This window comes from Rhizobium sp. 3T7, from assembly GCF_020166565.1.
Lineage (GTDB): Bacteria > Pseudomonadota > Alphaproteobacteria > Rhizobiales > Rhizobiaceae > Rhizobium.
Map to the genome: position 1 here is coordinate 37816 of NZ_JAIQXS010000001.1, position 12005 is coordinate 49820.

At 59.9% G+C, this 12005-nt stretch carries 11 protein-coding genes; 9 read left to right on the forward strand and 2 right to left on the reverse strand.

From position 1 onward, the window contains the following. Positions 1-86: 86 nt before the first annotated feature. Positions 87-959: a MurR/RpiR family transcriptional regulator gene (locus K9B32_RS00200; protein WP_224559932.1), complete on the reverse strand. Its 873-nt coding sequence runs from the start codon at positions 957-959 to the stop codon at positions 87-89. 176 nt (positions 960-1135) lie between these two features. Here K9B32_RS00200 and K9B32_RS00205 point away from each other — a divergent pair, with 176 nt between their 5' ends. The 6 genes from K9B32_RS00205 to K9B32_RS00230 all read left to right on the forward strand — a co-directional run bounded on the left by K9B32_RS00205 (position 1136) and on the right by K9B32_RS00230 (position 8678). Further along, on the forward strand, positions 1136-1909 hold the full coding sequence (locus tag K9B32_RS00205; protein WP_224559933.1) for an N-formylglutamate amidohydrolase: 774 nt from the start codon (positions 1136-1138) through the stop codon (positions 1907-1909). A gap of 126 nt (positions 1910-2035) precedes the next feature. Next, a complete protein-coding gene (locus K9B32_RS00210) occupies positions 2036-3583 on the forward strand; it encodes an amino acid permease (RefSeq protein WP_224559934.1) in 1548 nt (515 codons plus the stop codon). Positions 3584-3727: 144 nt separating this feature from the next. After that, positions 3728-5095 carry a glutamine synthetase family protein gene (locus K9B32_RS00215; RefSeq protein WP_224559935.1) on the forward strand — a complete coding sequence of 456 codons (1368 nt, stop codon included), beginning with the start codon at positions 3728-3730 and terminating at the stop codon, positions 5093-5095. A 104-nt stretch (positions 5096-5199) separates the two neighbouring features. After that, positions 5200-6585: an aldehyde dehydrogenase family protein gene (locus K9B32_RS00220; RefSeq protein ID WP_224559936.1), complete on the forward strand. Its 1386-nt coding sequence runs from the start codon at positions 5200-5202 to the stop codon at positions 6583-6585. Next, positions 6582-7733, forward strand: a complete 1152-nt coding sequence (locus K9B32_RS00225) for an iron-containing alcohol dehydrogenase (protein WP_224559937.1) — start codon at positions 6582-6584, stop codon at positions 7731-7733. The genes K9B32_RS00220 and K9B32_RS00225 overlap by 4 nt, the downstream gene beginning before the upstream one ends. Positions 7734-7964: 231 nt before the next feature. Then, a complete protein-coding gene (locus K9B32_RS00230) occupies positions 7965-8678 on the forward strand; it encodes a ParA family protein (RefSeq protein ID WP_224559938.1) in 714 nt (237 codons plus the stop codon). 72 nt (positions 8679-8750) lie between these two features. Here the strand turns inward: K9B32_RS00230 and K9B32_RS00235 are convergent, their stop codons facing one another. Continuing rightward, positions 8751-10106, reverse strand: a complete 1356-nt coding sequence (locus K9B32_RS00235) for a L,D-transpeptidase family protein (protein ID WP_224559939.1) — start codon at positions 10104-10106, stop codon at positions 8751-8753. 230 nt (positions 10107-10336) lie between these two features. Between K9B32_RS00235 and K9B32_RS00240 the strand changes: the two genes are divergently transcribed. The 3 genes from K9B32_RS00240 (at position 10337) to K9B32_RS00250 (ending at position 12002) form a co-directional block, all read left to right on the forward strand. Further along, complete coding sequence (locus K9B32_RS00240) at positions 10337-11176, forward strand: DUF4432 family protein (RefSeq protein ID WP_224559940.1); 840 nt, start codon at positions 10337-10339, stop codon at positions 11174-11176. Positions 11177-11245: 69 nt separating this feature from the next. Beyond that, positions 11246-11584, forward strand: coding sequence for a TIGR01244 family sulfur transferase (locus K9B32_RS00245; RefSeq protein ID WP_224559941.1), 339 nt, complete (start codon positions 11246-11248; stop codon positions 11582-11584). Positions 11585-11657: 73 nt separating this feature from the next. Then, positions 11658-12002: a RidA family protein gene (locus tag K9B32_RS00250; protein WP_007802370.1), complete on the forward strand. Its 345-nt coding sequence runs from the start codon at positions 11658-11660 to the stop codon at positions 12000-12002. Positions 12003-12005 lie beyond the last annotated feature (3 nt).

Genomic DNA, 12005 nt, shown 5'->3' on the forward strand with positions numbered 1-12005 from the left:
ATAGCAGGCAGTTGGCGGCGATGTTTCACTTGCGACGCGCTGTTGGCTCGATCGTCTCACGTCATCTATCTGTCTTATTGTCCCTCCTAGCTGAGTTTGCGGAAAAGTCTGGTTTGCTCGAACAGACCCTCCAGGGTTTTCATGCGTTCTTTCGTTTGGTCCCAAGTCGAGCTCTGAACGGCTTCGATGAGAGCTTCGACGATGAAGAGAGTGACGACAGACGAGTCCCAGGCCGATGGGGCCTCGATCTGCACGCGGAAGCTGTGGCGCGCGAGTTTGGCAGCCGGAGAGCCCCATTGGTCGGTAAAGACGACGATCTCGGCGCCGCTTTTGCGAGCGGCGGTCGCGAGGCTGACCATCTCCTGCTCGTAGCGGCGGATGTCGAAGATGACCAAAAGGTCGCCGGGACTCATATTGAGCACGTATTGCGGCCAGCTGCTGGAGTTCGATGACAGCAGCGCGGTGTTCGGTCGAATGACCTGCATGTGGGTGAAGAAGTACTCGGCCAGCGCGCCGGTAATGCGTCCGCCGACGAAGTAGAGGCTGCGCTTGCGATCGGACAGCAGGGAGGCAACGCTGTCGAAGGTGGCGGTATCCAGGCCGCTCAGCGTCTGCCGCAGGTTGCCCATGATTGCGTCGGCAAAGCGGTTGAGAATGTGCGTTCCCGGCGCATTGGAGGCCCACCGGTCATGCTTGGTGATAGGGTTCGAGATCGTCGCCTCGACCTCTTGATGAAGGTGCGCTTGGAAGTCGGGATAGCCCTTGAAGCCCAGCTTCTGGACCATGCGCACGACTGTCGGCGTCGATACGCCGGCATTCTCTGCAATCGTCGTGATGCTCCCCAGTCCGGAGACGGGGTAGTTGTCCAACAGGCTCTCAGCCAATTGCTTTTCGGCCCGCGTAAGCATGCCAAAATGCGAATGGATTACGTCCGAAACTGTCTTCGACGCAGCGGTCACGCGATCATGCTCCCCGGGATTGGTCTTGTGCCACTTTCCCACCGAAAGTTAACAACGCTGTCACAATCCATGTCAACCACTGTCATGAAAAGAAATTTTCAGGATGCGCTTGACAGTCGTTGGAACCTGAAGAATTCTTTTCTTATACATTCTTTATTAATGATCGGGATGCGGCTGTGGTGCCTGCTCAGTTCAAGGTCCTAAGCGAAACGGAAGGGGGGTGCGTTTCGGTCGAGCGGCCGAACGGCAAGAGCCCGTTGCTGGTGATCTGCGAACATGCATCCCGCCTCCTGCCTGAACGCTACGGAACGCTCGGTCTCTCCGGCGAGGCCTTGGAAAGTCATATCGCATGGGATCCAGGCGCATTGGCAGTTGCCCGCGGGATTTCACAAGGGCTCGATGCCACGCTCATTCACCAGCGATTTTCGCGATTGATCTATGATTGCAACAGGCCGCCGGAGTCTCCGGGGGCGATGCCCTCGAGAAGCGAAATCTACGATATTCCGGGCAATGCCAATCTCAGCGCGGAAGAACGCCTCATGCGCACCGAAGCATTGTATATTCCTTTCCACGACGCCATTCGCGCACTGATTCGCGATCGCAAGGCGAGGGGGCAGGAGACGGTGATTGCGACAGTCCATAGCTTCACTCCGGTGTACCACGGGAAGACGCGCACCGTGGAAATTGGTATCCTACACGACGAAGACAGCCGCTTTGCCGACAGCGTTTTGAACGCCGCATCGACCGGCTCGCCTCTCTACAAAATCGAACGCAACGAGCCCTATGGCCCTGCGGATGGCGTGACCCACACGCTGATCCTGCATGGGCTGTCCAACGGGCTCCGCAATGTAATGATCGAGGTCCGCAACGACCTCATCTCAGACGAAGACGGTCAAGGGGTCGTGGCCGACTATCTGACGGGGCTTCTCCAGCAAAGCCTGGACGCCTGACAACGAAGAAAAAGACCCCAGGGAGCAGTCTAACTGCGATCAGCCCGAAGGCGAAAACGTCGCGGGCACTTTGGCACTGGATGATCACCCGCAATCCCGCGGCTGATCGCTAAACAGGGGGAAGTCATGTCCGACTACACGGATCACGACAAAAAGCAGGATATGCACATCCTGCACTCCATGGGCTACGCCCAGGAGCTGGAACGGCGGATGAGCTCGTTTTCGAACTTTGCGGTCTCATTCTCTATCATCTGCATTCTTTCCGGCGGCATCAACTCGCTGGCTCAAGCCACGGCGGGTGCTGGCGGCGCGGCTATCGGCATCGGTTGGCCGCTCGGGTGCTTCGTTTCGTTGGTGTTCGCCGTCGCGATGGCGCAGATCAGCTCGGCCTATCCGACTGCAGGCGGCCTCTATCACTGGGGCTCGATCCTCGGCAACCGTTTCACCGGCTGGCTGACCGCCTGGTTCAACCTGCTCGGTCTTGTCACGGTTCTCGGCGCAATCAACGTCGGTACCTACTACTTCTTTATGGGCTCGTTCGGCACCAGCTATTTCGGGCTGACCGATACCACCGCCGTTCGCATCCTGTTCCTGGTGATCATTACCGGTGCCCAGGCGCTGGTGAACCACATGGGGATCGGGCTGACGGCGAAGCTCACGGATTTCTCGGGCTATCTGATCTTCGCAACGGCAATCGCCCTTGCTGCAGTTTGCCTGCTGGCAGCGCCGTCCTACGACATTGCCCGTCTCTTCACTTTCGCCAACTATTCCGGCGAAGCCGGCGGCAACGTCTGGCCGTCGACCTCGGGCGTCTGGGTGTTTCTGCTCGGCCTCCTCCTGCCGATCTACACGATCACCGGCTATGACGCTTCGGCGCATACCTCGGAAGAAACGGTCAAGGCCGCCCATTCCGTTCCGCGCGGCATGGTCGCCTCCGTTCTTTGGTCGGCGCTCTTCGGCTACATCATGCTTTGCGCATTCGTGCTGATGCTCCCGAACATGGACGATGCGGCCAAACAGGGCTGGAACGTGTTCTTCTGGGCCATGGACAGTCAGGTCAATCCTGCCGTCAAGGATCTGCTCTACCTCGCCATCTTCGTCAGCCAGTGGCTGTGCGGTCTGGCGACAGTGACCTCGGTCTCCCGCATGATCTTCGCCTTCTCGCGTGACGGCGGTCTGCCGGCATCCAAGGCTCTTGCCAAGGTCAGCCCGAAGCACCGCACGCCGGTTGCCGCCATCTGGACGGGTTCGATCCTCTCTGTTCTGTTCGTCTGGGGCTCGTCGCTTGTTTCGATCGGCGAGACCCCGGTCTATACGATCGTCGTCTCGTGCACGGTCATCTTCCTGTTCTTCTCCTTCGCGATCCCGATCACCCTCGGTCTCTTCGCGTGGGGCACGTCGAAGTGGGACAAGATGGGACCATGGAACCTCGGCGAAGGCATGTTCAAGCTGTTTGCAGTTCTGTCGATCCTGGCGATGATGCTGATCTTCGTCCTCGGCATTCAGCCGCCGAACCAATGGGCGCTTTACATCACTGTCGGCTTCCTAGTCCTCACCGGTATCGTCTGGTTCGGCTTCGAAAGCCGCCGCTTCAAGGGCCCGCCGATCGGTGACGAGGTTGCGCGTCGTCAGGCAGAGATCGCGGCTGCCGAGAAGGCCGTTGGCGAAGCCTGAGCTTTCGACTTCCCTCTCCAACCGCGGGGCCGCGATGGCGGCCCCGCTTCCCGGCTCAACGAAAACGCATCAGAGGCGGCAGGCCCGTTTCACGGTATGCTCTTTCGTTGCCCCGATTTCAGTTCAAGGTCAGGCGGATTCAATATGAGCATCTATACCCTCGACGATCTAAAGCAGGATGTTGCCGACGGGCGCATCGATACAGTTCTGGCGTGCCAGGTGGACATGCAGGGCCGCTTGATGGGCAAGCGTTTTCAGGCTGAATACTTCCTCGAAAGCGCATGGAAGGAAACCCATAGCTGCAACTATCTCGTTGCCACCGACATGGAGATGGAAACCGTCTCCGGCTACAAGGCGACGAGCTGGGAAAAGGGGTATGGCGACTACACGATGAAGCCCGATCTTTCGACGCTGCGCCGCATTCCGTGGCTCGAAGGCACAGCGCTCGTGCTTTGCGATCTCCTCGACCACCACACGCATGAAGAGGTGCCGCACTCGCCGCGCGCGATCCTGAAGAAACAGGTCAAGCGGTTGGAAGACATGGGCATGAAGGCGTTCATGGCCTCGGAGCTCGAATTCTTCCTGTTCGACCAGACCTACGAGTCCGCTCACGCGTCAGGCTATCGCAACCTGAAGCTCGCCAGCGCCTATAACGAGGACTACCACATCTTCCAGACGACCAAGGAAGAAGAGGTCATGCGGGCAATCCGCACCGGCCTTCAGGGCGCCGGCATTCCGGTCGAAAACTCCAAGGGCGAGGCGTCCGCGGGCCAGGAAGAAATCAATGTCCGCTATGCCGACGCACTGACGATGGCCGATCGCCACTCGATCATTAAGAACGGTTGCAAGGAAATCGCTTGGTCGAAGGGCAAGGCGATCACTTTTCTTGCCAAATGGAGCTACACCTCTGCCGGCAGTTCGTCGCATATCCATCAGTCGCTCTGGAGCGCTGACGGCAAGACGCCGCTCTTCCACGAAGAGGGGGGCAAGTACGGCATGTCGCCGCTGATGAACAACTACGTGGCCGGTCTTCTCGCCCACGCGAGCGAGATCACCTACTTCCTCGCGCCTTACATCAACTCATACAAGCGCTTCATGGCGGGCACCTTTGCGCCGACGAAGGCAATCTGGAGTAAGGACAACCGCACGGCTGGCTATCGCCTCTGCGGCGACGACACCAAAGCGATCCGCATCGAGTGCCGTGTCGGCGGCTCCGACCTTAATCCCTATCTCGCCTTTGCCGCGCTGCTTGCCGCCGGCATCGATGGTATAGAGAACAAGATGGAGCTCGAGGCGCCGTTCGTCGGCGACGCCTATGGAGCGCGCAGCGTCCGCGAGATCCCGCGTACGCTGCGCGCGGCAACAGTCGCCATGACGGAATCGAAGATGCTTCGCAACGCCTTTGGCGACGACGTCATCGACCACTATACCCGTGCTGCCGAGTGGGAGCAGGAAGAATACGATCGTCGCATCACCGACTGGGAAGTGGCGCGCGGTTTCGAAAGAGCATAATAGGCGTAGCCAAAGCCGGATGGCGCCCTGTCATATGATCTCCATATCTGAGGAGATTGTTGGGGGCTGCCGGTTTCGGCACGCGAAAACATAGGATGAAGATCATGGGAATGATCCAATGCATTTCACCGATCGACGGATCGATTTTCGCCGAGCGTCCGGCGCTTTCGCTGGAGGCGGCGAAGGAGGCGGTGGCGCGGGCGCGCAAGGCACAGAAGGCCTGGGCGAAGCGGCCGTTGGAAGAACGCGTTCAGCTGGTGCTGAAGGGCGTCGCGCGCCTTAACGAAATGTCCGACGTCGTCGTGCCGGAACTTGCCTGGCAGATGGGCCGCCCGATCCGCTACGGCGGCGAGTACAAGGGCTTCAACGAGCGCTCCAACTATGTCGCTTCGATCGCCGCCGATGCGCTCGCGCCGCTGGTTGTCGAGGAAAGCGACAAGTTCGAGCGTCGCATCGAACGTGAAGCGCATGGCGTTGTGTTCGTCGTGGCCCCCTGGAATTATCCCTACATGACGGCGATCAACACGATCGCGCCGGCGCTGATGGCTGGCAATACGGTTGTTCTGAAGCATGCGTCGCAGACGTTGCTCGTCGGCGAGCGGCTGGTGCAGGCTTTCGTCGAGGCCGGCGTTCCCGAGGACGTCTTCCAGAACGTGTTCCTTGACCACGAAACGACCTCGGCGCTGATTGCTGCGGGCAGCTTCAACTTCGTCAACTTCACCGGTTCGGTCGACGGCGGCCGCTCGATGGAGCGGGCGGCAGCCGGAACGTTCACAGGGCTCGGGCTCGAGCTCGGCGGCAAGGATCCGGGCTATGTCATGGAAGATGCCGACCTCGACGCGGCGGTCGATACGCTGATGGATGGCGCGACCTATAATTCCGGCCAGTGCTGCTGCGGTATCGAGCGCATCTATGTGCATGAATCGCTTTATGACAGCTTTGTCGAGAAGTCGGTCGCTTGGGTGTCGAACTACAAGCTCGGCAATCCGCTCGATCCTGAGACTTCGCTTGGCCCGATGGCCAACAAGCGCTTCGCCAAGGTCGTGCGCGAGCAGATCGCCGATGCCGTTTCCAAGGGCGCCAAGGCACTCGTTGACCCCAAGCTCTTCCCACAGGACGATGGCGGCGCCTATCTCGCACCGCAGATCCTCGTCAACGTCGATCATTCCATGGCCTTCATGCGCGAGGAGACCTTTGGTCCTGCCGTCGGCATCATGAAGGTGAAGAGCGATGACGAAGCCGTCACGCTGATGAACGACAGCCAGTACGGCCTAACGGCTTCGCTCTGGACGAAGGATCCGGAACGGGCAGGGCGGCTCGGCCGCGAGATCGAGACCGGCACCGTCTTCATGAACCGCGCCGACTATCTCGATCCGGCTCTATGCTGGACCGGCGTCAAGGAAACCGGTCGAGGGGGTTCGCTGTCGATCATTGGCTTCCACAACCTGACGCGTCCGAAATCCTACCATCTGAAGAAAGTCACAGCATGAGCAGCAACATCACAGCCAACTGGAGCTACCCGACCGCCTTCAAGCTTGGCCGGGGCCGGATCAAGGAACTGGCGGACGCCTGCAAGAGCCTCGGGATGAAGAAGCCGCTGCTGATCACCGATCGCGGCCTGGCTTCCATGGCGATCACCAAGACCGCGCTCGACATTCTCGAAGATGCCGGCCTTGGCCGCGCGATCTTCGCCGATGTGGATCCGAACCCGAACGACAAGAACCTCGAGGCTGGCGTTAAGGCGTTCAAGGACGGTGGCCATGACGGCGTCGTTGCCTTCGGTGGCGGCTCGGGCCTCGATCTCGGCAAGTGCGTCGCGTTCATGGCCGGCCAGACACGGCCGGTCTGGGACTTCGAGGATATCGGTGACTGGTGGACGCGCGCGAGCGTTGAAGGCATAGCTCCGATCGTGGCCGTCCCGACGACGGCCGGCACAGGCTCGGAAGTTGGTCGTGCCAGCGTCATCACCAATTCCGAAACGCATGTGAAGAAGATCATCTTCCATCCGAAGTTCCTGCCGGGCGTCGTCATCGCCGATCCGGAACTGACCGTCGGTATGCCGAAGATCATCACCGCTGGCACCGGCATGGACGCCTTTGCGCACTGCCTGGAAGCTTATTCCTCGCCCTTTTATCATCCGATGTCTGCCGGTATCGCGCTGGAGGGCATGCGCCTTGTCAAAGAATTCCTGCCGCGCGCCTACAAGGAGGGCACGGACCTCGAAGCCCGCGCCAACATGATGTCGGCCGCCGCCATGGGCGCGGTTGCCTTCCAGAAGGGTCTCGGCGCCATTCACGCGCTGTCGCACCCGATCGGCGCGGTCTACAACACCCATCACGGGATGACGAATGCCGTCGTGATGCCAGCGGTATTGCGTTTCAATCGTTCTACGATTGAGGAGAAGATTGCGCGCGCCGCGGCCTATCTCGGCATCTCGGGCGGCTTCGACGGCTTCTATAATTACGTCCTGCAGCTTCGCTCCGAGCTCGGTGTTCCCGACAGCCTGTCTGCGATGGGAATCAAGCCGGATCGAATCGATGAACTTTCGGCAATGGCGATCGAGGACCCGAGTGCTGGCGGCAATCCGGTCAAGATGACACTCGAAAATACCAAGGCACTCTTTAAGGATTGCTTCTGAACTTAAAGAAGACGGCGGACCTGAACTGGCCCGGAAAGCCTAGGCTTTCCGGGCTTTTTTGTTCAGGGGCGTCCGATTTCGCCGGAGTGCAAGAAATGCTGGCCGCAATTTCAGGTGTCACGTTTAGGAGTTGTTAACCATAATTAGAAAGGATGCATTAACCGCACGATGCTTCCGAGAGTGCGCGGCAGAGCCATAGAAAGGCTCACATCTTCCCTTCGAGGACCGAACATGCCAGTCATCACTTTCGCAAACACCAAGGGCGGCGCTGGCAAGACCACAGCCGTACTTCTTCTCGCCACCGAGCTTGCCCAGAAGGGCTATCGGGTGACAATCCTCGATGCCGATCCGCAGCACTGGATCACGCGGTGGCATGAGGTATCCGGGCATGTGGCGAATATCTCGGTGATCGATTTCGTCACGTCGGCGTCCTTGCCGCTGCACATATCGGAAAACAAGCAGAACACGGACTATTTCATCATCGATCTTCCGGGTGCGCGCAACCCGCTGCTTGCGACGGCGATCGGCCTTTCCGATCATGTCCTTATTCCCATCCAGGGATGCGCGATGGACGCGCGTGGTGGCGCGCAGGTCCTCGAGTTGCTGCAATATCTGGATGAGAAGGCGGGTATCCGTATCGGACACTCGGTCGTGCTGACGCGCGTCAATTCGATGGTGACGACGCGAGCGCTCTCGATCGTCAAGTCGCTGCTGAGCGAGCGTCAGGTGCCGGTACTCGATACCGCGATCATCGAGCGCTCCGCCTTCCGCGATATCTTTGACTGCGGCGGCACGCTGCATTCCCTTGATCCGGCTCGCGTGAGCAACCTCGACAAGGCACGGGAGAATGCCCGCTGTTTCGCTGAGGAAATCATCGGCAAGGTTCCGGTGAAGCTTCCGGAGCCTGCGCGCAGCACTGGCCCGCTGATCCGCTCGGCCGCCTAGCGGAAAAACTGTCTGCAAAACAAAAATGCGCCCTTTGCGGCGCATTTTTTTGGGTGAAACGGGCAGCAGAGATCAGTCGGTGAATTCGACTGTCACGCCTGGCTTGACCATCTTCGCCAGTTCGGTTGCATCCCAGTTCGTCAGGCGGATGCAGCCGTGGCTCTGGGTGCGGCCAATCTTCGATGGTTCCGGCGTCCCGTGGATACCGTAGGTCGGCTTGGAAAGCGCCATCCACACCGTGCCGACCGGGCCGTTCGGACCTGGCGGAATGTTCAATATCCTGTCGTTGGCGCCCTGCTGGAAATTGATCTTCGGATTGTAGGTATAGCCCGGATTGAAGGCGACGCGCTCGACGGTCACCGTACCGGAGGGCGAAGGCGTATCTGTGGAGCCAATCGAGGCGGGGTAGGCGGCGACGAGATTGCCGGCATTGTCATAGGCAAAGACCTGCTTGCGGCCCTTGTCGGCGATGATGCGTGCGACCGATCCGGTCTTCACTTCACCGGGATTGACGACCTTTACGATCGTGCCGGGGACCGTGAAATCGACGCCCGGATTGATTTGCTTCAGGAAGCCTTCGTCCATATGGAAGCGCTCGGCGAGCATTTCCGTCGTGGAGGTGTAGCCGAGCGATGACATCGCAGCCTTATGCGCGTAGTCCTCCGGAATTTCCGCAACGTACGGCCCCGCGGCATCCGCAGGCGTAATGGTGTAGCTGACGAGCGGCAGGCCGCCACTCATGCGCAACTGCTCGAGAATTGCGTCGGTGTTGTTTGGGTCGAGCGTCTCGCCCGTCATCTGCTGATAGGCGTAGATCGCCTTGGTGACGTTCGCGCCCATGCGGCCATCGATCGCGCCAGGGGACACTCCAGCGCGGTCGAGGAATACCTGCAATGCGACGATCTCGGACTTCGACTTGTTCTTGAGCGTGATCACCGGCTCCTGAGACGGCTTCGGCTGCAACATTTCCGGCGTTTGCTGATCCTGCTCGATGGACGCATAGTCGTCGCCGCTTTGCGGATAGGGTTGGTCCTCGAGCGGCTGGCGGTCGACCGGAGTGTTGCGCGGGATCGAGCCGGTCACCGCGCCCCGCTCAGCGTAACGACCATCGCCGTAGGGATCGTCGCCATAATAGACATCGTTGTTGTACGCGTCGCGCACCGGCGGGCGCGGGTAGTAGCCGCGGGCCCGCATCTCGGTCGCGATTACATTGCCATAGGGATCGACGAGCACGCGGTTGCCGCGTCGATCACGCGCGTAAGCCGCGCCCGACGGGACATAGTCAAGGATGTCACCGTTCGGCGCCACGAAGACAACGTCGCCTTGGCGTCCGTTGTAAAACTGCTGGGCATCGGCAGATGGCGCTGCGATCGCGATGGCGAGCAGGGCAGTTGCGGCAAACAATCCCGTTATTACAAAGCGATTCACGTCTTCATACCCTTCAGTGACTTGGCCGACACACACCTGCGAATTTTGACGCTAGTGTGGAATTTATGAAATCGTGCTGAACAAAAGATAAAAATCCCGTGATTTCTCCTTTAGTCATAAACATTTGGAGCGACTAGTCGGTTCCACGCGGCAAGGCGCGCCGTCGTGATTGACGAAATCCCTGCCGAGACATAACGGTGCGCAAGCCGCGACCGGGAGGACGTTGAACGATGATCGAATTTGCCGCCGCCAAAGGGCCGACACTGATGCTGGATGAAACGTCGCTGATGGATATCGGCGGTTGTGTCGTCGATGGCGTCGACATCGCTCCCAAGAAGGCGGTCCCCGACGACGGCGATGCGCGCATATCGCATTCGGTCGAAGGCTTTCTCTTTACCTGCGGGCCGGACCATATCCGTCACCGCGAACCGATTCCGGGGCGGGCGGACGGAAAGGTCTATCCCTTGCACGGGTCCGGGCCCGGGCACGCAGCCAAGGTTCTGTGGACGAAGTTCGACAATGGCAATGCCGAGTGCCGGGCGGATATAGATATCGTAACGGTCGAGGGCTTGTCGGTCCGGATCGAACGCCACTGGTTCATCGACGGCAACACGGGGGAGGCGCGCCTCACGGACAAGGTCGTCAATACGAGCGACAAGATCGTTCCGACCTTCCTGATGTACCACATGAATATCGGCGGCAAATGGTTTGATGCCGGCACGCGCCTCGAAGGCAAGATGCTCGAGGGTGGTGGCTTTCCGTGGAATTTCGGCGAGGAGCCGGGTGGTATCTTCTGCCTCGAGGCGCCGGCAACGGAAGGCGGCTTTGCCGAGGTGCGCCTTGGCCCGATCGCCGCAATCGGCGGCAAGGTTCTCCGGGTGCGCGTTCTTGCCGAGACGTTGCCGCACCTGCAGGTCTGGCGCAATCAGAAAGCGCCCGCCGACGTCCTTGGAATCGAGCCGGTATCCCATCGCTGGGTGTCGCGTTCACAGTTGGAGGCATCGGGCGAGTTCGTCATGCTGAAGCCCGGAGAGAGCCGACATTATGCACTCAGCTTCGCCTTCGTTTGAGTGATCTGCGGTTGACGCTGGGCATGGGGCGGCGTAGTCATTCAGCCCACGATTTCAGGAGGATTAGCGATGGACATTCGCCAGATCGACGACGAGTATTCGGTTTCCGGTCAGATTTCGGTCGAGGATCTCGATCAGATCAAGGCCATGGGCTTCAAATCGATCGTCTGCCATCGCCCGGACGACGAAAGCCCGGACCAGACGCCGTATGCACCGGTAGCAGCGCGCGCCAAGGAACTCGGCCTCGATATCGCACATGTGCCGGTCGGCCCGATGGGTGTTACCGAAGAGGCGATCACGGGGATGGTTGATGCGCTCGATGAATTCCCGCGCCCGATGCTCGGCTACTGCCGCTCGGGCGCCCGCTCGACCGCGATCTATCAGAAGACGCACCACATTCGCGCCTAGTGCCGATCGGCAAACCAAATCCGGCGCTGCTCGATTCCAGCGGCGTCGTTCGTTTCGCAAACAGGAGAACATCATGAGCATCAAGCGTATCGACGCCGGCGCCCGCATGAGCGGTGCAGTTGTCCACGGCAACACCGTTTACCTCGCTGGCCAGGTCGGCGAAGGCGAAAGCGTCACCGAGCAGTGCAAGTCAGCGTTAGCAGAAGTCGATCGCCTGCTCGCTGCAGCCGGCTCGAACAAGTCGAAGATCCTGCAGACCTTGATCTATCTCTCCGACATGTCCTACTTCGCCGAAATGAACGCTGCCTGGGAAGCCTGGGTCGATCCGGCCAACACGCCGGCTCGCGCGACCAGCGAAGCCAAGCTTGCTGCGCCGAAGTACAAGGTCGAGTTCACGGTTACGGCCGCCCTCGACTAAGTC

Excerpts from the sequence above, each read along its gene's own strand:
- K9B32_RS00210 (WP_224559934.1), top strand. The coding sequence starts at position 2,036 with ATGTCCGACTACACGGATCACGACAAAAAGCAGGATATGCACATCCTG.
- K9B32_RS00215 (WP_224559935.1), top strand. The coding sequence starts at position 3,728 with ATGAGCATCTATACCCTCGACGATCTAAAGCAGGATGTTGCCGACGGG.
- K9B32_RS00220 (WP_224559936.1), top strand. The coding sequence starts at position 5,200 with ATGGGAATGATCCAATGCATTTCACCGATCGACGGATCGATTTTCGCC.
- K9B32_RS00225 (WP_224559937.1), top strand. The coding sequence starts at position 6,582 with ATGAGCAGCAACATCACAGCCAACTGGAGCTACCCGACCGCCTTCAAG.
- K9B32_RS00230 (WP_224559938.1), top strand. The coding sequence starts at position 7,965 with ATGCCAGTCATCACTTTCGCAAACACCAAGGGCGGCGCTGGCAAGACC.
- K9B32_RS00240 (WP_224559940.1), top strand. The coding sequence starts at position 10,337 with ATGATCGAATTTGCCGCCGCCAAAGGGCCGACACTGATGCTGGATGAA.
- K9B32_RS00245 (WP_224559941.1), top strand. The coding sequence starts at position 11,246 with ATGGACATTCGCCAGATCGACGACGAGTATTCGGTTTCCGGTCAGATT.
- K9B32_RS00250 (WP_007802370.1), top strand. The coding sequence starts at position 11,658 with ATGAGCATCAAGCGTATCGACGCCGGCGCCCGCATGAGCGGTGCAGTT.